This is a genomic window from Shewanella sp. K8 (assembly GCF_028823715.1).
Classification (GTDB): Bacteria; Pseudomonadota; Gammaproteobacteria; order Enterobacterales; family Shewanellaceae; genus Shewanella; species Shewanella algae.
This window is the reverse complement of the sequence record NZ_JAPEHY010000014.1, coordinates 58,447-79,253: the sequence shown is the minus strand read 5'-3', so window position 1 is coordinate 79,253 and position 20,807 is coordinate 58,447. Positions and strand designations below refer to the sequence as shown.

Here is a 20,807-nt window from a genome sequence, read left to right as displayed (position 1 = left end):
CTTGCGCCTTTTCCTCCTGGCCATTCTGGCCTTTGCAGTACCTGCCTTAGCGCAGGATGATATGTCCGCCAAAGCCTGGCTTGAAAAAATGAGTCAGGCTCTGCGCGAAAAAGAATACAAGATTTCTCTCATCCAACTTCAGGCCGATAATATTCGGCCTTTGGTATACCTGCACGGTAAAGTCAACGGCGAGGAAGTTGCCTTTCTCGAACACCTCAATGGTCCGCCAAAGAATGCCGTTCGTGTCGGCAATACAGTGACCTTTATCGAACACGAACAGCCCGCCTACAGCATCAAAGCCAAGCGTATTCAAGGGGTGATGCCGGCAGCCTTCTTCGGTGACAGTGGCGACCTCGAAGCCGGGTACCAACTGGTGCTGGGTGGCCGCAGCCGTATTGCCGGACGTCCCGGACAGATGGTTCGCATTTTACCCAATGATGAATATCGCTATGGTTTCCAGGTGTGGATGGATATGGAAACCTTCCTGCCGCTGCGCTATGACATGCTGAATCAGGACAAGCAGTTGTTGGAGCAGCTGTTGGTCATTGAATTGATAGAACTGCAGGAAACCGCACCTCTGCTGGTGGAGGCCTACAAGCAGGAATGGCCGGCGGTGATGAATCCATCAGAGCGGGAAGATGGCCAGAACTGGCAATTTGATTGGCTGCCGCCCGGTTTTCAGGTGGTGGTTCGCGATCATCATCGCCTGATAGGCAGTCATGAGCCGGTGGAATACATTGCCCTCACCGATGGCCTCAGCAATATCTCCGTCTACGTTGCCCGCGCCGGTGATGCGCCCATGCCGGAAGAACTGATGACCCGTAATGGCCTTTCCATGGCGGCTGACCGAGTCGGTAATCTGGAAGTGGTTGCAGTCGGTAAGGTGCCGACACAAACGCTTATCCGTATCGCTTCGGGCCTAAGGCTGGAGTGAGGACTGGGTTATGATGGAACAGGTGGCTAAGGTCATAGGTACAGACAATGATGGTTGGGTCAAGGTGCAGGTGGAGTTGAAGAGTGCCTGCAATCACTGTTCCAGCAGCGAATCCTGCGGCACTTCGGCAGTTGCCAAGGCGTTTGGCAGTCGGTTGCAGGAGTTTTCCCTGCCCAGCACTGAAACTTATCCCGAAGGCACTTTGCTGCGTTTGGGCTTGCCGGAAAGCGTAGTGCTCAAGGCGGCTCTGCTGGTTTACATGCTGCCTTTGGCCGGGTTGTTTATGGGCGGGTTATTGGGGCGCTTTGTTGCCTCGCTCGCCGGGTTCAGTACAGATGGCGGTGCCATATCCATGGCGATCGCCTTTGCCTTGCTGGCTTGGCAACTGGGCAAGTCTCAGGCACGCAGGATTGAAAACCGGGCTCAACCCGTCATTCTCGCCAATCTTGGCCAAGCCATGGAGAGCGCTTCAGAAACTCACTGCCACTAATCCTGTCCTTCCCACAAAGGCTCAAAGTGTGAATCTAATTGGTATTGGCCCAGCAATCGGGTACAATTTCGCACCTTTGAGCACAGTCTCCCATTAGAATTTAGTCATTGCAGCATAATGAAACATATTAGAAACTTTTCGATTATTGCCCATATCGACCATGGCAAATCTACCCTCTCAGATCGCCTGATCCAGGTTTGTGGCGGCTTAACCGACCGTGAAATGGCTGCTCAGGTGCTGGATTCAATGGATCTGGAGCGCGAACGCGGTATCACCATCAAGGCCCAGAGCGTTACACTCGACTATAAGGCAAAAGACGGTGAAACTTATCAGCTGAACTTCATCGATACCCCAGGGCACGTTGACTTCTCCTATGAAGTTTCCCGCTCGCTGGCGGCTTGTGAAGGAGCCTTGCTGGTGGTTGATGCCGGTCAAGGGGTTGAGGCCCAGACACTGGCGAACTGTTATACCGCGCTGGAAATGGATCTGGACGTCGTTCCTGTACTCAACAAGATTGACCTGCCTCAGGCTGAGCCAGAGCGGGTTGCGGCCGAGATTGAAGACATAGTCGGCATTGAAGCTAAAGACGCTGTACGTTGCTCTGCCAAGACTGGTGTTGGCATAGACGAAGTGCTGGAAACCATAGTGGCACAAATTCCTCCACCGGAAGGTGATCCGGAAGGGCCGCTGCAGGCTCTGATCGTCGACTCCTGGTTCGACAGCTACCAAGGGGTTGTGTCTCTGGTGCGGATCAAGAACGGCGTGCTCAAGAAGGGCGATAAGTTCAAGGTCATGAGCACAGGCCAGACTTACAACGCCGACAAGGTGGGGATCTTCACACCCAAGCAGACAGAAAAAACTGAACTGAGAACCGGTGAAGTAGGCTTTATCATCGCCGGTATCAAAGAGATCCACGGGGCCCCTGTGGGGGATACACTGACCCATGCCAAACACGGTGCAGACAAGCCTCTGCCTGGCTTCAAGAAAGTGAAGCCTCAGGTATACGCGGGTGTGTTCCCCATCTCTACCGACGACTATGAAAGCTTCCGTGATGCGCTGAATAAGTTGAGCCTTAACGATGCTTCACTGCAGTTTGAGCCGGAAAACTCCACCGCCTTGGGCTTTGGTTTCCGTATCGGTTATCTGGGACTCCTGCACATGGAGATCATCCAGGAACGATTGGAGCGGGAATACGACCTGGATCTGATCACCACGGCACCGACTGTGGAATATGAAGTTGAACTGACCAATGGCGATGTTGTCTATGTGGATAACCCATCCGAGTTGCCGGCACTCAACTATATCGAAGAGATGCGTGAGCCTATCGTCGAAGCCAATATTCTGGTGCCCAAAGATTATCTGGGTAACGTGATCACCCTCTGTGTTGAAAAGCGCGGTGTACAGAAGAATATGGTTTACCACGGCAACCAGGTAGCACTGACCTATCATATTCCGGCGGCCGAAGTCGTGATGGACTTCTTTGACAGGCTTAAGTCCACCAGTCGTGGCTATGCTTCGCTCGAGTACAACTTTGTCTACTTCCAGGCGGCCGACATGGTGCGTTTGGATGTGTTGATCAACGGCGACAGAGTCGATGCACTGGCGATGATTATCCACAGGGGCAACATACGCCACCGTGGTATCGCCCTGGTGGAGAAGATGAAAGAGCTGATCCCGCGGCAGATGTTTGATATTGCAATCCAAGCCGCGGTGGGCAGTCAAATTGTGGCCCGTTCAACCGTGAAAGCACTGCGTAAAGACGTAACCGCCAAATGTTACGGTGGTGACGTTTCCCGGAAGAAGAAACTGCTGCAGAAGCAGAAAGAAGGTAAGAAACGGATGAAGCAGCTCGGTAACGTGGAAGTTCCACAGGAAGCCTTCCTGGCGGTATTGAAACTGAACGAGTGATCCTGTGGCGCCACGGCGCCCTGGATAGCAACATCTCATTTGCGCCGCATTTTGCGGCGCTTTAGTTAGTTTAAGGGGAGACCTGTCCCTGGAACGGCAAATATGGGTAAACTAACAAGGAAGGTGCGAATAAGTCCCATGTGTGCTCTGCGTCGGCTTACAGGCCAGGATGCAAGGCGTGGTTCGCAGCAAATGGCCCTAGTCCTTTGCAAGAAGCACAACACAGCAGGCAGGCTTGTAAGCCACGCCCTTCGGGGCTTGCACAGCAACCGGCTCTCTGCGTTATCCGCCTTTGGCAGGCCCCGGCATGCCTTCAGTCAGATGCCTTGAACGCCAATTGCTGTGTAAGCCAGAGTGCCACGAGGACTTGTTCGCACCTTCCCTAAAGCTGACAAGACTTATTCCAATTTAATACAAGGCAGGAGTTAAATAACCAATGGCAGCCTATTTTTCCATTATTCTGGTGCTGGTGACCTTGGTCAGTGGCCTTATCTGGGCGCTAGATGCCTTTGTGCTGGCCCCCAAGCGTCAGGCTAAACTGGCACTGGCTCAAGCGCAAAATGGCACCTTGACCGATGAAGTCACTGAAAAAATTATCCAGGAGCCAGGTTATGTGGAAACCTCCAAGTCCATTTTCCCTGTGATAGCCTTTGTGCTAATCCTGAGATCTTTTTTGTACGAGCCGTTTCAGATCCCTTCCGGCTCCATGATGCCAACCTTGCTGGTGGGTGACTTCATTCTGGTGGAAAAATTCAGCTATGGCCTGAAAGATCCTGTATGGCGCAGCAAGCTGGTGGAAACCGGCGAGCCGGAGCGCGGCGATATCATAGTATTCAAATACCCTAAAGATGAGCGGGTCGATTACATCAAGCGGGTTATCGGTTTGCCAGGCGATAAGATCATCTATCGCAACAAGGAACTCTATATTCAGGAAGCCTGTAAAGAGCAACAACCTTGTCCAGGTCCTAAACTGGTATTGAGAGCACCGGTCAATAAAGGCGAATTCCAGGATGACGGCGTGGATCTGCTGCGTTTTCGCGAGCAACTGGGTGAGGTGACACACGATATTCTGATCAACCCGGCCCGCCCTGAGCCATCGGCCTTCTATTACCGTGAGCCAGGCTTTGCTCAAGGCGAGTTTGTCGTACCTGAAGGCCACTATTTTGCCATGGGTGATAACCGCGACAACAGTACCGACAGCCGTTTCTGGGGCTTTGTGCCTGAAGCCAACCTGGTGGGTAAGGCTGTGGCAATCTGGATAAGCTTTGAGTTTGAGCGCCAGCCTCAGGATTGGTTACCTACCTGGGTGCCAAGCGGTGTGCGTTTTGAACGTGTAGGTGGTTTGAAGTGAGAGAACCTGTGAAGAATTTTGCCCGTCTGTGTCGTACTCTGGGGTATGAATTCAATAACATGGCGCTGCTGGAGCAGGCCATGACTCACAGAAGTGCGGCCAACAAGCATAACGAGCGGTTGGAATTTCTCGGTGACTCTATCCTGTCGATAGTGATTTCCGATGCCCTGTATCATCAGTTCCCCAAGGCGACCGAAGGCGATCTCAGCCGGATGCGTGCCACCTTGGTGCGCGGTGACACCCTGGCACAAATCGCCAAGGAGTTTAAGCTGGGTGACTATCTGACCCTGGGCCCGGGCGAACTCAAGAGCGGCGGGTTTCGCCGCGAATCCATTCTCGCCGATGCGGTGGAGGCCATCATAGGTGCCATCTACCTGGACTCAGATCTGGAAACCTGTCGACCACTGCTCTTGGGCTGGTACCAGCAGCGACTGAAGGCGATTCAACCCGGGGTCAGCCAGAAAGATGCCAAGACCCAGTTGCAGGAGTACCTGCAGGGCTATAAGAAACCTCTGCCTGAGTATAAAGTGGTGGCGGTTTCCGGCGAGGCGCACGATCAGACCTTTACCGTAGAATGTCGTATCGAAGAGCTGGCTCAAGCCGTATCCGGCACCGGCAGTTCACGCAGAAAAGCCGAGCAGCAAGCCGCTGCTGGGATATTGGAGTTACTGAAAAAATGAGTAAGACCCCAGAGGTACCGGCCCAGGAGCCGAGCCTGGATGAACTGCTGGCCAAGATGAACCAGCAGTCACCGACACCCGCCTATGATGTTACCTACTGCGGTATGGTGGCCATAGTCGGTCGCCCCAATGTCGGCAAGTCCACCTTGCTCAACCGTTTGCTCGGCCAAAAGGTGAGTATCACCTCCCGTAAGCCGCAAACCACCCGCCACAGGATCATGGGGATCCACACCGAAGGCCCATCGCAGATAGTCTTTATCGACACCCCTGGACTACACATAGAGGAAAAGCGCGCCATCAACCGTTTGATGAACCGCGCTGCCGCCAGCTCGCTGGCCGATGTCTGCATGGTGATCTTTGTGGTCGATGGTCTCAACTGGACCGCCGATGACGAAATGGTGCTCAATAAACTGCGTCATGGCGGCAGTGAGCGCAAGACAGTGCTGGCGGTGAACAAGGTTGACTATATCAAGGATAAGGAGACACTGTTTCCGCACCTGGAAGCCCTGGGACAGAAGTATGCCTTCGATGAAATTGTGCCTATCTCTGCCAAGTCGGGTACCAACGTTGGCCGCTTGATGTCGCTGGCGAAAGAGTCACTGCCCGAGAGCGTGCACTATTTCCCGGAAGACTATATTACCGACCGTTCACAACGCTTTATGGCCTCTGAAATCGTCCGTGAAAAACTGATGCGTTTTCTCGGTGATGAACTGCCTTATGATGCCACGGTGGAAATCGAGCAGTTCAAGATGATGGAGAATGGCGTCTATCAGATCAATGCGCTTATTCTGGTTGAACGCGACGGCCAGAAACGCATGGTGATCGGCAAGAAGGGCGAGCGGATCCGCACTATCGCCACTGAGGCCCGCAAGGACATGGAGCAGTTATTTGATAACAAAGTGTTCCTGGAAGTCTGGGTCAAGGTGAAGTCGGGCTGGGCCGATGATGAACGTGCCCTTCGCAGCCTGGGTTACGGCGAAGACTGAGGCCGACTATGCTGCGAGGCTATGTGCTGCACGCCCGGCCCTATCGGGAATCCAGCATGTTGTTGAACCTGCTGGTGGATGGCCTTGGTCGGGTCGACGCCGTTGCCAGAGTCGGCAGTGGCAAGCGCTCGATAAAGAGCATAGTGCAGCCGTTTCAGCCGCTGCTGTTCCAACTGAGTGGCCGCAGCGACCTCAGAACCCTTACTCAAATTGAGAGTGCGTCCCCGGCAGTGCCCCTGTCCGGGGACGCTTTATATGCGGCCATGTACCTCAATGAACTCTTGGTGCGGGTACTGGGCAACCACCAGAGTGGCGAAGCGCTGTTTTTCAGTTATCATCAGAGCCTGCTGGCGCTGGCCAAGGGCTTTGAGCAGACAACACTGCGCTATTTCGAGCTCAGACTCTTATCCGAGCTTGGCTGCATGCCCTCATTGGTGAAGGATGCTGATGGCGCCGATATCCAAGCCGATGGCTGCTACAGATTTATTCCCGAACAGGGGTTCATCCCCTTTATTAGTGATGCCAAGCGGCAAGAGGCGCTGCCGGGAAGCACTCTATTGGCATTGGCAGAAAACCGCCTTCAGCAAGAGGATTGGCAAGCCGCCAAAGTCTTGACCCGGCAATTGCTCCGGCCACTGCTCGGTGATAAGCCACTGCTCAGCAGGCAGTTGTTTGCCCGCCGGGGGGGAAATTCGCCAAGGGCCCCACAGCCGTCCAGTCGAGGAGAGAAATGAGCTCTTCAGCCCGCTTTTTTCAAATGCTGCCGTTACAATGGGCAGAGAATAGAAACTGCTTTTATACCGCCGAACAGGCTGGTGCATTCCAGGAATTATCAAGGAGTTAAAGATGAATCGAATCTTGTTAGGGGTGAACATAGATCATATCGCCACCTTGCGGCAGGTGCGTGGTACCCATTACCCGGATCCTGTGCATGCAGCGGCCGTGGCCGAGCACGCGGGCGCCGAGGGGATCACTATCCATCTGCGTGAAGACAGACGCCACATAGTGGATCGCGATGTCTATCTGCTGGCCAAGACGCTCAAGACCCGGATGAATCTGGAAATGGCGGTGACCGAAGAGATGCTGGATATCGCCTGTGAGGTTAAGCCTGTCTATGTATGTCTGGTGCCGGAGAAACGTGAAGAGCTTACTACAGAGGGCGGCTTGGACGTTGCCGGTCAGCAGCCGAAAATCGCCGCGGCGGTTAAACGTCTGGCCGAGCAGGGCATTAAGGTATCACTCTTTATCGATGCCAACCGCGAGCAGATAGATGCCGCCGTAGCCGTGGGGGCGCCCGTGATAGAAATTCATACCGGCCGCTACGCCGACGCCCATAGCGCCGAAGAGGAGAGCGAGGAGTTGGCCCGTATCACGGAAATGGCTGCCTATGCTCATGGCAAGGGCCTGGTGGTCAACGCAGGGCACGGGTTGCACTATCACAATGTGAAGCCGATAGCTGCCATCCCTGAGTTGCATGAGCTGAATATCGGCCACGCCATCATAGCCAGGGCGGCGATAGACGGCCTGGACAAGGCGGTCAGAGATATGAAGCAACTCATGCTGGAAGGTCGCAGAGGCGAGTAATGGCTGTGCTGGGACTGGGAACCGACATAGTGGAAATCGCCCGCATTGAGGCTCAGTTGGAGCGGGGCGGAGATAGGCTGGCCAAACGGGTGCTGACCGAGGCCGAATATGCCCGCTTTCAGACGCTGAGCGAACCGGCGCGATTTCTGGCCAAGCGCTTTGCGGCCAAGGAAGCGGCTGCCAAGGCGCTGGGAACCGGAATAGGCCGTGGAGTCTCGTTTCAGCATATTCATATCAGCAATAATGCCGATGGTGCGCCCCAGCTTGAATTCAGTGATGGCGCGCACCAGCGCCTGGAAACACTGGGCGCCAAGCGGGCACTGCTGTCCATTGCCGATGAACGTCACTATGCGGTGGCGACTGTAATCTTAAGTGACTAACATAACTAAGTCTTGCCTGGTACTGAGGGCCTTGTCCAAGTCGTCAGACTGGCTGTTTGTCAGGTTTGTCAAAGTACAGTTTGTCAAAGCATGAGAGGAGCCGAGAGGCTCCTTTTTTTATGGCGTTGTCACTGGTTAATTGTTGCGGTACTCTCAAACCATCAGGTGTATTAATCGCATCTGAGTACAGGCACTTATCTGAAGCTCAAGTATATGGGCCTGCACCGGAATCAAATAGACACTCGAGGTCCCTGCTTGGCGGGAGGAGAATAATAACAAAACCAAGGAGAGCGTCATGAAGTCGGCTGTTGAACAGTTGTCCACTTATAAGAGTGTGCATCTGAACCCTACCAATATCAAAACTCATTTTATCGGTATCCCATTGATTATCTGGTCAGTATTTTTAATGCTGTCGTTGTGGCGCCTGCCTTTTTCAAGTGGCACTCTCAGCGTCGCCATGTTGCTGGCTGTTGGGGTGATGCTTTATTACATCAAGCTGCATTGGCGTTTGGCGCTGGGACTGGCACTGTTTATCCTGCCGGTGATTCTGACAACCGAATGGCTCTATACCCTGAGCTATGCCAGTATTTGGTTGGGCATAACGGTTTTTGTCATAGGTTGGATATTCCAGTTTATTGGCCACAAGTATGAAAAGGCCAAACCGGCTTTTATCGATGATCTTAACCAACTGCTTATTGGCCCCTTTTTCCTGATGGCCGAAGTGTTTTTTATGCTGGGGCTGGAAGGTGAGTTGGATAACACCATCACCGCGATAGCCCGGGACAAACGCCGGGCACTGGAAGCCGCCAAAAGGGCAGCCAATACTGCCCAATGACTCAGCTCAAAGTTGGTTGAGTTTCAGGATGGGCGATAAAACTGCGGCATGATCCGCACTGTCTTGATCATGTTGTCGGCCACTTCCACCACTTCCATCGGGTAACCCGCGAGCCTCAGGCTGGTATTGGCCTGGGGTATCTCTTCCAGATATTCCAGAATCAAACCATTGAGGGTCTTGGGGCCGTCGGTGGGGAAGTCCCATTCCATCTCTTTGTTGAGATCGCGGATATTGATGGTGGCATCGATCAGAAAGCTGCCATCCTGCTGCGGGGTAATATCTTCGCTGGGAGTAGTGACCATGGAAGTGGTAAAGTCACCGACGATTTCCTCAAGAATATCTTCCAGCGTCACCAATCCTTGAATATCACCGTATTCATCCACCACCAGGCCTATGCGTTCCTTATTGTGCTGGAAGTTGGCCAATTGCACGTTGAGCGGTGTGCCCTCGGGAATAAAGTACAGCTCTTTCACGGCTCTAAGTAGCGAGGATTTACTGAACTGCTCCTTGGACTGCAGTCTCAAGGCATCACGCAGATGCACAAAACCCACGGCATCATCTATGTTGTCACGATACAAGAGTACCCGGGTATGCGGGCTCTGAATAACCTGCTTGTTGATACTCTTGAAGTCATCATTGATATTGATGGCATAGAGCTCGGAGCGGGGCACCATGATGTCTTCCACTGTAACCTTTTCCAGATCCAGAATCGATAACAGCATCTCCTGGTGGCGTCTTGGGATCAGGGCCCCGGCTTCATGTACTACTGTGCGCAGCTCTTCCTGGCTCAGGGCATCATCGGCACGGATGGAGCGTATTCCCATCAGCCTGAGAATAAAGGAGGTGATAATATTGACGCTCTTGACCAGAGGCGAAAACAGCCACAGCAACCACTTGAGTACCAGGCTGGAGGGGAAGGCGATACGTTCGGGGTGCAGCGCAGCCACAGTTTTGGGCGTCACTTCGGCAAATACCAATACCACAAGTGTCAGTACCCCGGTGGCTATGGCCAATCCCAAGTCGCCCCAGAGTCGAATCCCTAAAATAGTGGCGATTGAGGAGGCCAGGATATTGACCAGGTTGTTGCCTATGAGGATCAGGCCTATGAGCCTATCGGGGCGGTCCAGCAACTTAATGGCGCGTCTGGCGCCCTTGTGACCATTATTGGCCAGATGACGTAACCTGTAGCGGTTTAGGGTCATCATGGCGGTTTCCGAACCGGAAAAATACGCCGAAATCAGGATTAACAGCAGTAGAATTATCAGGAGTATGCCGGTCGATATATCGTCCAAAAAGGGGCCCCGTCAGGAATAGCGAAAGTTAGTAAATACTGGCAATTGGATGGAGTGTCAAGTCAGGCAAAGGTCTAGGCCTTGCCCGACTCGACTCAGATTAGCTCAGGATGAGCTCTTTGACGATGCGGGCGCCAAAGTAAGCCAGGGAGAGCAGGCTGGCGCCTGTCAAACTGTAGATCACCGCCGTGCGGATACGGCAACCCACGGTATATTGCTGCCACAACATGGCGATATAGACGAACCAAGCCAGAATGGAAAGTACCGCCTTGTGACCCTTGCCATCGGCAAACATATCATCAAGGAAGATAAAGCCGGTGGCGAGCGACAGACTCAGCAAAATCACCCCTATGATGATCAGGTGGTACAGCTGCTTTTCGACCGTCATCAGTGGCGGAATAGCCGGGCTCAACATCAGCTGCTTTTTCTTCAGCTTGTTCTGGATAACGGCCAGTTGGATGGCATAGAGTGCCGCTATCATCAAGGCACTGTAGGCCATCAGTGACAACACCACATGGACCAACACTTCGGGGTGCAGCTCAAAATGGGTAATGTATTTGGGCGGCAGCAGCCATAGCAGGGCTACGGATATCACAGAGCAGGCATACACAACAGGCACCAAGACTATGACCTTGATACGGGAAAGTACTAGAGTGAATGCTAGGGCGATGATCCAGTTCACCATGGATATCACATTGGTCAGGCTGAAGTTCTGGCCATCGGCGGTAAAGATTGCCTGGTACAGGGCTGCGGCGTGCAGTATCACACCCAAGGCGGCAAAACCGGCTACGGCACGGCGGTTGGGCCCCTCGGCATGAAATAAGCGGCTTGTCACTAATATCAGCGCTATGCTGTAGAAAAACATCGCGGCAGCAGAGAGAATGACCATCTGGGATTAACCTATCCTTATGTGTAATTGGCCTCTGTGGGCGGCATCGGAAAAACTTGTTTGCGTTAGAATAACATGAGCCGTCGGTAATTGGGCAGTGACCCAGACGACAAAATTATGCAGTTCCCGACAGTTAGTGCATAAAATACGGCAATTGGTTCCCACCCGCATTAGGGCAAAATGTTTATTTGCACCTTGATAAGCGTCTATTTAACCCCATCTTGAGAACAGGGCTGCATTAATACCCCGGCATAGTTATAATACGCCCCATCATTTTACATTCATAAACGGTATAGAACTGGACGATGTTTGAGAATCTCACCGACAGATTGTCCCGCACCCTGAAAAATATCAGTGGTCGGGGTCGCTTGACTGAAGAGAACGTGAAGGACACCCTGCGCGAAGTTCGTATGGCATTGCTGGAGGCCGATGTGGCCCTGCCTGTGGTGCGGGAATTTGTCAGCAGCGTCAAAGAACGTGCCGTTGGCCAGGAAGTGGCCAAGAGCCTGACCCCGGGCCAGGTGTTTGTCAAAATTGTCCAGAGTGAACTGGAAAAAGCCATGGGTGAGGCCAATGAGGCCCTCAACCTGGCCGCCCAGCCACCTGCCGTATTGATGATGGCGGGCCTGCAGGGCGCGGGTAAAACCACCAGTGTCGCCAAGCTGGGTAAGTTCCTGCGTACCAGACAGAAGAAGTCTGTGCTTGTGGTCAGTGCCGACGTATACCGTCCGGCGGCGATCAAGCAGCTGGAAACCCTGGCCAATGAAGTTGAAGTCGAATTTTTCCCATCGGACGTCAGCCAGAAACCGGTGGATATCGCCAATGATGCCATAGCTTACGCCAAGCGTAAGTTTATCGATGTAGTGATTCTGGATACCGCCGGTCGTCTGCATGTGGACGAGGCGATGATGGATGAGATCAAGGCGCTGCACGCTGCGGTCAAGCCGGTTGAAACCTTGTTTGTGGTCGATGCCATGACAGGTCAGGATGCGGCTAATACCGCCAAGGCCTTTAATGAAGCGCTGCCGCTGACCGGGGTGATCCTCACCAAGGTGGATGGTGATGCCAGAGGCGGTGCCGCCCTGTCCATTCGCCATATTACAGGTAAGCCCATTAAGTTCCTGGGTGTGGGTGAGAAGACTGATGCCCTTGAGCCTTTCCATCCTGACCGGGTCGCTTCCCGTATTCTGGGGATGGGAGACGTGTTGTCGCTCATCGAAGAAGTTGAGCGCGGTGTCGATAAGGAAAAAGCCCTTAAGCTGGCCTCTAAAGTGAAGTCCGGCGGCAGTTTTGACCTGGAAGACTTCCGTGAGCAGCTGCAACAGATGAAGAATATGGGCGGCATGATGGGGATGCTGGAAAAACTACCCGGTGTCGGTCAACTGCCTCCCGATGCTTTGGCGCAGGTGCAAAACGGTAAGCTCACAGGTCAGATGGAGGCTATTATTAACTCCATGACGCCAGATGAGCGTAAGCGCCCGGATATGATCAAGGGCTCGCGTAAACGCCGCATCGCCGCCGGTTCCGGCACTCAAATTCAGGATGTAAACCGCTTGCTGAAGCAGTTTACCCAGATGCAGAAAATGATGAAAAAAATGTCCGCCAAAGGCGGCATGCATAAGATGATGCGCGGTCTGGGAGGCATGTTGCCTCCGGGAATGAAATTCCCCGGTCGTTGATACCAAATGACCTTACCTGATGTTCTTAGCTATTGTCCCGCTTGGGATAAGCTGTGAATGGGCGTTGTAAAATTAGCCGGGATCGGTTGCATTCGCCCGAAAGTCAGGTAAAATCTTCCGGCTTTCTATCTGGGACTCTTCGCGAACACGGGGTTCCAGTTTTTATTTTTGCTGAAAAGCAAATCATTAGAGGATAAAGAACGCATGGTTACCATTCGTTTAGCTCGTGGTGGCGCGAAAAAGCGTCCATTTTACAACATCGTTGTTGCTGATAGCCGCAATGCCCGTGACGGTCGTTTCATCGAGCGTGTAGGTTTCTTCAACCCTCTGGCCAAAGGCCAGGAAGAAACTCTGCGCCTGGATCTGGACCGTGTTGAGCACTGGGTTTCAAACGGTGCTGCAACTACAGAACGCGTAGCAAAACTGATCAAAGACGCTCGTAAAGCAGCTGCTTAATAGCGTTTAAGGTATAGATTGATGAGCAGTAACCCACAGCCAATCGTGTTGGGCAAACTTGGTTCCAGCTATGGCATTAAAGGTTGGCTGAAAATCACCGCCTATACCGATTCTGTTGAAGGTATTTTTGACTATTCACCTTGGCTCATTAAAGAGCAGGGCGAATGGCGTGAAGTGAAGGTCACCCAGTGGCGCTATCAGGGCAAGGCGGTTGTTGCCGCACTTGAAGGGGTAGAGACGCGGGAGCGGGCGCAGATGCTCACTAACTGTGAGATCGGCATACTGCCTGAGCAGATGAAAGACCTGCCGGAAGATGAGTTCTACTGGCGCGATCTTATCGGCTGCGAAGTGATCAACACCAAGGGCTACAACATGGGCAAGGTCGATCAGATCGTGGAAACAGGATCCAACGACGTCTTGCTGGTGAAGGCCAACGCCAAAGATAGCTTTGGCAAAGCGGAACGTATGATCCCCTTTGTCACCGAACAGTTCATCAAAGAGGTGAACGTTTCGGCGAAACAGATTTTAGTGGATTGGGATCCGGACTTCTGAGTCGAGGAAACAGCTTATGTGGTTAGGGGTAATCACCCTGTTCCCGGAGATGTTTCGAGCAGTAACAGACTTTGGCGTGACGGGTCGGGCCGTGAAGAATGGCCTGCTGGAAGTACAGACGTGGAATCCCAGGGATTTCACCCATGACAGACACAACACTGTGGACGACAGACCTTATGGTGGTGGTCCCGGAATGTTGATGATGGTTCAGCCCCTTCGCGATGCCATTCATGCAGCCAAGGCTGCGGCAGGTGAAGGAGCCAAGGTGATATATCTGTCACCTCAGGGACGCAAGCTAACTCAGCAAGGCGTATCTGAGTTGGCACAATCATCCAAGCTGATCCTGGTGTGTGGTCGCTACGAAGGTATCGATGAGCGCATCATTCAGACGGAAGTGGATGAGGAGTGGTCGGTTGGTGATTACGTGCTCTCGGGCGGTGAATTGCCGGCAATGACCCTGATAGATTCGGTTTCGAGACTGGTTCCCGGCGTGCTGGGCAAACAGGCCTCGGCAGAGCAGGATTCCTTCTCTGACGGATTATTGGATTGTCCTCACTATACCCGGCCTGAATGTCTCGATGGACTGGATGTTCCGGCGGTGTTACTCAGCGGCAACCACGAAGAAATTAGACGCTGGCGTCTACAGCAGAGTTTGATAAGAACACTGCAGCGACGACCAGAATTATTTGAAAATCTAGCTCTGACTGACGAACAGACGACTCTATTAGCGCAGTTCGTTGACGCAATGGACTCAGCCTAGTCGCAGCTCAGTTAATTCTAGAACGGAGTAAGTTATGAACAACATCATTAAAATGCTCAACGATGAGCAAATGAAAAAAGACGTACCTGAGTTCGGTGCCGGTGATACCGTAGTCGTTCAGGTTCGTGTTAAAGAAGGTGACAAAGAGCGTCTGCAGGCCTTTGAAGGCGTGGTTATCGCTAAGCGTAACCGCGGTCTGCACTCTGCATTTACCGTACGTAAGATCTCTAATGGTGAAGGTGTTGAGCGTGCTTTCCAAACGCACAGCCCACTGATTTCCAGCATCGAAGTTAAGCGTCGTGGTCGCGTTCGTCGCGCCAAGCTGTACTATCTGCGTGAGCGTTCAGGTAAGTCTGCACGTATCCGTGAGAAGCTGGCTACTAAGTAAGCCGCTACATAAAGACGCAAGTGTTCGCACAGAGACCCGCCTATATGGCGGGTTTTTGTTTTCTCTTTCTCTGCTCCACGAACTGGCGACAGCAGATTGCTATCGCGCAAGTCAGCCAAGCTCACAATCCTGCACGCCTGCACAGACTAAGTGCCCAGCCTATTGCTCCCACCTTTGCGACGACATGAAAATTTTTTCTGGTTTCGCCCTTGATCTCTTGGCCCAGTCTCGGCATAGTGTAATGCCGTAATGGTGTACCGCTACAATGATGCGATTGAGCAAGTCGCGCAAATTAATTTCAGGTGATCAGAATGCAGTCCAGTAATATAGAGAATGTGCACATCAGTGCCGAACAAGTCCTCATAACTCCCGAAGAACTCAAGCAGCAGTTGCCACTTTCTGATCACGGTTATCGCTATATTCTCAGTGCCCGCAAGACGGTTTCCGACATAGTTCACAAGCGTGACAACCGGGTGTTGGTCGTCACCGGCCCTTGCTCTATTCACGATATTGAGTCGGCCAAGGAATATGCCCTGAAACTGAAAAAGCTCCATGACGAGCTCAAGGACCAGTTTTTTATCCTGATGCGGGTCTACTTTGAAAAGCCCCGAACTACAGTGGGCTGGAAAGGGATGATCAATGATCCCGATATGGATGAGTCCTTCAATATTGAAAAAGGGTTGCGGATGGCGCGGGAGTTGATGCTGTTTCTGGCCGAACTCGAGTTGCCGGTTGCCACCGAGGCGCTGGATCCCATCAGTCCGCAATATATTTCCGAGCTGGTGACTTGGTCAGCCATAGGCGCCAGAACCACAGAATCACAAACCCACCGGGAGATGGCCTCCGGGCTTTCCATGCCGGTAGGGTTCAAGAATGGCACGGATGGCAATCTGGGGGTGGCCATTAACGCCCTCAAGTCGGCGGCCAGCAGTCACAGATTCATGGGGATCAACCAGCAAGGGCAGGTGGCTTTGCTGCAAACCGCCGGTAACCCGGACGGGCATGTGATCCTGCGAGGTGGGGCTGGCCCCAACTATGACGCCGATTCTGTGGCCGAGTGTGAACGGCAGCTGCATGGTGCCGGGCTCAATGCCAGGCTGATTATCGACTGTAGTCATGGCAACTCCAACAAAGATCATCGGCGGCAGCTGCCTGTGTGCCGGGATGTATTTGACCAGATAGCGGCGGGCAATCGTTCCATCATAGGTTTGATGTTGGAAAGCCATCTGTTTGCCGGTAATCAGGCCTGTGACAAGCCGCTTGCCGAGCTTGACTACGGAGTTTCGGTCACAGATGCCTGCATAGATTGGCAGGACACGGAGCAACTGCTCAGGCAAGGAGCGGCGCAACTGAGTTCTATTTTACCCACTCGCTTTGATATGCTCAGGGTGGCAAATGGCTGACGGAAGATTTGAGATGAGTGAGAAAACCACGGCAGAGCTGGAAAAGTTACGCGGACTGATTGACGGCGTCGACCAAGAGTTACTCAAGTTGCTGCGTCAGCGGCTGGATTTGGTGGCCCAGGTCGGCGCGGTCAAACACAACGCCGGCCTACCCATCTATGCACCGCAGCGGGAGGCCGCCATGTTGGCCAAGCGCCGTGCTGAAGCCGAAAGTCTGGGGGTATCGCCGCAGTTGATAGAAGATGTGCTCAGGCGCCTGATGCGGGAATCCTATCTCAACGAGAAGGATGTGGGTTTCAAGCAGGTGAACCCGGATATCAACAAGGTGGTGATCATCGGCGGTCGTGGCCAGTTGGGCACCCTGTTTGCCCAGATGCTGACACTCTCCGGCTATCCAGTACATCTGCTCGATAAAGATGATTGGGATAATGCCGATGCTATCCTCGACGGGGCCGGTCTGGTATTGGTCACAGTGCCGATTGCCATTACCTGTGAGCTTATTCGCTCCCGTTTGCAGCGCTTGCCCAAGGATTGCATTCTTGCGGATCTGACCTCGATAAAGTCGGAGCCGCTGCAAGCCATGCTCGAGGCCCACAGCGGGCCGGTGGTGGGGCTTCATCCCATGTTTGGCCCGGATGTGGGCAGCCTTGCCAAGCAGGTTGTTGTGGTGTGCCATGGTCGGCAGAGCGAGGCCTATGCCTGGCTGCTGGAGCAGATAGCTATTTGGGGAGCACGGCTGGTGGAAGCGGATGCCGGCAAACATGATAAAGCGATGCAACTGGTGCAGGCGATGCGCCACTTTTCCAGCTTTGTCTATGGCCTCAACTTGTGCCGGGAGCAGGCCGATCTCGATAGTCTGCTGCAGTTCAGTTCACCGATTTACCGGCTGGAGCTGGCCATGGTCGGTCGCTTGTTTGCCCAAAGCCCAGAGCTTTACGCCGATATCATCTTCGCCCAACAGGAGAGCCTGGGGGCTATCTCCGACTATCTGGACAACTATGCCGGTGCTTTGGCCATGCTCAAGGCCGGCGACAGAGATGGCTTTGTGCGCCAGTTCCGTGAGGTGGCCGAATGGTTCGGTGACTTTGCCCCCCAGTTTCGCAGCGAGAGCCGCAGTATGCTGCAGTCGGTCAATGATATGAAGAGTCACTGATCTCAAGGCGGTCAACTCCGCTGGCAGTGCAACGCGATTTATCCAAGGGAGCCTTCTAGGCTCCTTTTTCATTTGTATCAGCCAGATAGAAGTCAAAAAGCCATTTGTTCAGCAATCGCTTAAGGTGATCCCCTTCAAGCTTTGTGACTCACGTTCTTTCGTCTGAGCGATGAAAGAGTACACTGATTTAAAACATGCAAAAATAAAGCATGATTAAAGGAGATATGCCGTGTTTTGTATTCAGTGTGAGCAAACCATTCGAACCCCGGCCGGTAATGGCTGCAGCTATGCCCAGGGGATGTGCGGTAAATTGGCCGCGACCTCGGATCTGCAGGATCTGTTGATTTACATGTTGCAGGGGCTGTCCGCCTATGCCGTCAAACTCCGGGAGTTTGAGGTTATCGATCCGCAAGTCGATACCTTTGTGCCCAAGGCGTTTTTCGCCACTCTGACCAATGTCAACTTCGACGATGAGCGGATTAGCGAATATGCAAAAGAGGCCGCTCGCTTGCGAGATCAGTTAAAGCAGCGCTATCTGGAGCTTTGCGAACAAAGGGGCGTGACACCCGAGCCTATGTCCGCCGCGGCGACTCTGCTGCTGGGGGCGTCCAAGGCCGAGCTGTTACAACAGGCCAAAGTGGCTGCGCCCAACCGAGGTGATGACCTCAATGAGGATATTCTCGGTCTGCGGCTCCTGTGCCTCTACGGCCTGAAAGGGGCGGCTGCCTATATGGAACACGCCCGGGTTCTGGATCAGACAAGCAGCGAAGTGGCCGGTCGTTTCCACGAAATCATGGCTTTTCTGGCGACCGACAGCACAGATGCTGACAAGCTGTTTGCCACCGCGATGGAGATAGGTCAGCTCAACTATTCTGTGATGGCTATGCTAGATGCCGGTGAAACCGCGGCCTTTGGTCATCCAGAGCCGACTCAGGTCAACACCAAGCCGGTGAAGGGCAAGGCAATCTTGGTCTCTGGCCACGATATGAAAGATCTCGAGCTCATCCTGCAACAGACAGAAGGTAAGGGCATCAATGTCTATACCCATGGTGAGATGTTGCCGGCGCTGGCCTATCCTGAACTGAAGAAATACCCGCATCTGGTGGGGAACTACGGCAGCGCCTGGCAAAATCAACAGAAGGAATTTGCCAACTTCCCCGGCGCCGTGGTGATGACCTCCAACTGCATTATCGATCCCTATGTCGGTCAGTATGCCGACCGTATCTTTACCCGCAGTATCGTTGGTTGGCCGGGCGTGACTCACCTGACCGGCGACGATTTCAGTGCCGTTATCGACAAGGCACTGGCGCTTGAAGGCTTTGCCTATGATGAGATCCCCCATATGATCACCATAGGTTTCGCCCGCAACGCTTTGATGAACGCGGCGCCTGCCGTGGTTGAAAACGTCAAGAACGGCAATATCCGCCACTTCTTCCTGATTGGCGGCTGTGATGGTGACAAGGCCGAGCGCAGTTACTTCACTGACTTTGCCAAGGCTGCCCCAAAAGACAGCCTGATCCTGACCCTGGGCTGTGGCAAGTACAAGTTCAACAAGCTCGAATTCGGTGATATCAACGGTATCCCCAGACTGCTGGATATCGGCCAGTGTAACGACGCCTACTCGGCGATTCAGCTGGCGCTGGCACTGTCCGAGGTATTTGAGTGTGATATCAACGAATTGCCGCTGAGTTTGGTGTTGTCCTGGTTTGAGCAGAAGGCGATAGTGATCCTGCTGACCTTGCTATCACTGGGAGTGAAGAACATACGTACCGGCCCAACTCCGCCGGCCTTCCTGACCACCAATTTGCTGAAGGTACTGGAAGATAAGTTCGGCCTGCGCAATGTCGGCACGGTTGAGGAAGACCTGGAGGCGATTCTCGGCGCTGCTTGATGCGTATCTCTTGAGGCCGGAATGCCTGCGGCATTCCGGCCATTTCTTTCTCTGTAGAGGGAGTTTCAATGACACTCAATCCATTACAAGTTTCGCCGGCAATCAGTCAATATCAGGCTGGTCAATGGGTTCCCGGAGAGCTGCGGCTCATTTGTGTCGCCCGCTGGCAGGAAACCCCGGATGTGGTGAGTTTTCGTTTTAAAGCGACTCAGCCGCTGTCTTTTCATTTCAAGCCCGGGCAGTTTGTGGCATTGCAATTGGAGATTGCCGGTGAGGAGTATCGCCGCTGTTATACCATCTCCTCTTCGCCATCTCGGCCAAACTCATTGATGTTGACCATCAAGAGGGTTGAGGGCGGCAAAATTTCCAACTACCTTATCGATAATCTTAAGCCGGGCCACAGCCTGATGGCTTCCGGGCCCTACGGCCAGTTCAACCTTATCGATATACCGGCCGAGCGCTACCTGTTTTTAAGCGCCGGTTGTGGCATCACGCCGATGTTTTCCATGAGCCGTTTTCTGACCGACAGTTATCTTGACAGCGATATCGCCTTTATTCACTGTGCCAGAAGCGAACAGGATCTCATCTTCCGAGGCAGTTTGCGGGCCATGAACAGCCGTCACGATAACTTTAAGCTGGGCTATCTGCTGGAGCAGGGAGGTGAGACAGCCTCAGTCTCCGGGGACCTTGCCGAGTGCCCTATGTTACCGGGACGCCTGAGCTTGGCGGCACTGGAACAACTGGTGCCGGATTATCTCCAGCGCACCGTGTATGTCTGTGGCCCAGAGGCTTATATGGCTGCCACAGAGGAGATGCTGGCGCAAGCAGACTTCGATATGACGCGCTTTCACAAGGAAAGCTTTGCTGAAAATACCTCGGCGCCCGCGGGTGACGGTTCGGTTAATTACCGCTTGAGTGTTGCCGGCCTTGAGCTCAGCATCAATGGTGAGCAGACCCTGCTAGAAGCGCTGGAATCTGAAGGTTTGCCCATTATTGCCGCCTGTCGCAGCGGCGTTTGTGGCTCCTGTAAGTGCCGGGTTGTCTCCGGTGAGGTGGAAAGCAGCAGCCAGCAAACACTTAGCCAGGATGAGATTGACTCAGGTATGGTGCTGGCGTGCTCCAGCCGGGTGAAGAGTGATATTCAACTGGAAACCGGCCCCTTCTAATTCTGTTTCCGGCATTGCAGAAGTGGCGAT

At 53.4% G+C, this 20,807-nt stretch carries 21 protein-coding genes; 19 read left to right on the top strand and 2 right to left on the bottom strand.

The window, feature by feature from the left end:
- Position 1 precedes the first annotated feature (1 nt).
- From ON072_RS09640 to ON072_RS09595, 10 genes are all read left to right on the top strand, one after another.
- Positions 2 to 934: a MucB/RseB C-terminal domain-containing protein gene (locus ON072_RS09640; RefSeq protein WP_025010553.1), complete on the top strand. Its 933-nt coding sequence runs from the start codon at positions 2 to 4 to the stop codon at positions 932 to 934.
- Between the two features lie 10 nt (positions 935 to 944).
- Positions 945 to 1,424, top strand: coding sequence for a SoxR reducing system RseC family protein (locus tag ON072_RS09635; RefSeq protein ID WP_144132571.1), 480 nt, complete (start codon positions 945 to 947; stop codon positions 1,422 to 1,424).
- Between the two features lie 117 nt (positions 1,425 to 1,541).
- Complete coding sequence (gene lepA / locus ON072_RS09630; RefSeq protein WP_025010555.1) at positions 1,542 to 3,332, top strand: translation elongation factor 4; 1,791 nt, start codon at positions 1,542 to 1,544, stop codon at positions 3,330 to 3,332.
- Between the two features lie 436 nt (positions 3,333 to 3,768).
- Positions 3,769 to 4,683 carry a signal peptidase I gene (gene lepB / locus ON072_RS09625; protein WP_025887849.1) on the top strand — a complete coding sequence of 305 codons (915 nt, stop codon included), beginning with the start codon at positions 3,769 to 3,771 and terminating at the stop codon, positions 4,681 to 4,683.
- Positions 4,680 to 5,363, top strand: a complete 684-nt coding sequence (gene rnc / locus ON072_RS09620) for a ribonuclease III (protein ID WP_028779786.1) — start codon at positions 4,680 to 4,682, stop codon at positions 5,361 to 5,363. Before lepB ends, rnc begins: the two co-directional genes overlap by 4 nt.
- Positions 5,360 to 6,349 carry a GTPase Era gene (gene era, locus ON072_RS09615; RefSeq protein ID WP_025887851.1) on the top strand — a complete coding sequence of 330 codons (990 nt, stop codon included), beginning with the start codon at positions 5,360 to 5,362 and terminating at the stop codon, positions 6,347 to 6,349. The genes rnc and era overlap by 4 nt, the downstream gene beginning before the upstream one ends.
- 8 nt (positions 6,350 to 6,357) lie before the next feature.
- Positions 6,358 to 7,083: a DNA repair protein RecO gene (recO, locus tag ON072_RS09610; protein WP_261753129.1), complete on the top strand. Its 726-nt coding sequence runs from the start codon at positions 6,358 to 6,360 to the stop codon at positions 7,081 to 7,083.
- Between the two features lie 112 nt (positions 7,084 to 7,195).
- Positions 7,196 to 7,933: a pyridoxine 5'-phosphate synthase gene (gene pdxJ, locus ON072_RS09605; protein WP_025887852.1), complete on the top strand. Its 738-nt coding sequence runs from the start codon at positions 7,196 to 7,198 to the stop codon at positions 7,931 to 7,933.
- Positions 7,933 to 8,313, top strand: a complete 381-nt coding sequence (gene acpS / locus ON072_RS09600) for a holo-ACP synthase (protein ID WP_028779787.1) — start codon at positions 7,933 to 7,935, stop codon at positions 8,311 to 8,313. Before pdxJ ends, acpS begins: the two co-directional genes overlap by 1 nt.
- A gap of 295 nt (positions 8,314 to 8,608) precedes the next feature.
- A complete protein-coding gene (locus ON072_RS09595) occupies positions 8,609 to 9,148 on the top strand; it encodes an Mpo1 family 2-hydroxy fatty acid dioxygenase (protein ID WP_261753130.1) in 540 nt (179 codons plus the stop codon).
- Between the two features lie 23 nt (positions 9,149 to 9,171).
- Here the strand turns inward: ON072_RS09595 and ON072_RS09590 are convergent, their stop codons facing one another.
- Both ON072_RS09590 and ON072_RS09585 read right to left on the bottom strand, forming a co-directional pair.
- Positions 9,172 to 10,440, bottom strand: coding sequence for an HlyC/CorC family transporter (locus tag ON072_RS09590; RefSeq protein WP_025010562.1), 1,269 nt, complete (start codon positions 10,438 to 10,440; stop codon positions 9,172 to 9,174).
- A 100-nt stretch (positions 10,441 to 10,540) separates the two neighbouring features.
- Entirely contained in the window at positions 10,541 to 11,329 is a 789-nt protein-coding gene (locus ON072_RS09585; RefSeq protein WP_025010563.1) for a cytochrome C assembly family protein, read from the bottom strand.
- Between the two features lie 305 nt (positions 11,330 to 11,634).
- On the opposite strand from ON072_RS09585, the gene ffh reads away from it, so the two are divergent.
- The 9 genes from ffh to ON072_RS09540 all read left to right on the top strand — a co-directional run bounded on the left by ffh (position 11,635) and on the right by ON072_RS09540 (position 20,777).
- Positions 11,635 to 13,008 (top strand): signal recognition particle protein, encoded by a 1,374-nt coding sequence (gene ffh, locus ON072_RS09580; RefSeq protein ID WP_025887855.1) that lies wholly within the window; start codon positions 11,635 to 11,637, stop codon positions 13,006 to 13,008.
- A 204-nt stretch (positions 13,009 to 13,212) separates the two neighbouring features.
- Positions 13,213 to 13,464, top strand: coding sequence for a 30S ribosomal protein S16 (gene rpsP, locus ON072_RS09575; RefSeq protein ID WP_025010564.1), 252 nt, complete (start codon positions 13,213 to 13,215; stop codon positions 13,462 to 13,464).
- A gap of 21 nt (positions 13,465 to 13,485) precedes the next feature.
- Entirely contained in the window at positions 13,486 to 14,016 is a 531-nt protein-coding gene (rimM, locus tag ON072_RS09570; protein WP_025010565.1) for a ribosome maturation factor RimM, read from the top strand.
- 16 nt (positions 14,017 to 14,032) lie between these two features.
- A complete protein-coding gene (gene trmD, locus ON072_RS09565) occupies positions 14,033 to 14,776 on the top strand; it encodes a tRNA (guanosine(37)-N1)-methyltransferase TrmD (protein WP_025887856.1) in 744 nt (247 codons plus the stop codon).
- Positions 14,777 to 14,810: 34 nt separating this feature from the next.
- Positions 14,811 to 15,164 (top strand): 50S ribosomal protein L19, encoded by a 354-nt coding sequence (gene rplS, locus ON072_RS09560; protein ID WP_025010567.1) that lies wholly within the window; start codon positions 14,811 to 14,813, stop codon positions 15,162 to 15,164.
- A gap of 311 nt (positions 15,165 to 15,475) precedes the next feature.
- The gene (locus ON072_RS09555) at positions 15,476 to 16,567 is read left to right on the top strand and encodes a 3-deoxy-7-phosphoheptulonate synthase (protein ID WP_044734945.1); all 1,092 of its coding nucleotides are present in this window, start codon (positions 15,476 to 15,478) and stop codon (positions 16,565 to 16,567) included.
- Positions 16,568 to 16,580: 13 nt separating this feature from the next.
- On the top strand, positions 16,581 to 17,720 hold the full coding sequence (tyrA, locus tag ON072_RS09550) for a bifunctional chorismate mutase/prephenate dehydrogenase (protein WP_144128622.1): 1,140 nt from the start codon (positions 16,581 to 16,583) through the stop codon (positions 17,718 to 17,720).
- A 229-nt stretch (positions 17,721 to 17,949) separates the two neighbouring features.
- Positions 17,950 to 19,611 carry a hydroxylamine reductase gene (gene hcp, locus ON072_RS09545; RefSeq protein ID WP_107110673.1) on the top strand — a complete coding sequence of 554 codons (1,662 nt, stop codon included), beginning with the start codon at positions 17,950 to 17,952 and terminating at the stop codon, positions 19,609 to 19,611.
- Positions 19,612 to 19,679: 68 nt separating this feature from the next.
- On the top strand, positions 19,680 to 20,777 hold the full coding sequence (locus ON072_RS09540) for a hybrid-cluster NAD(P)-dependent oxidoreductase (protein ID WP_181317278.1): 1,098 nt from the start codon (positions 19,680 to 19,682) through the stop codon (positions 20,775 to 20,777).
- The last annotated feature ends 30 nt before the right edge of the window (positions 20,778 to 20,807 follow it).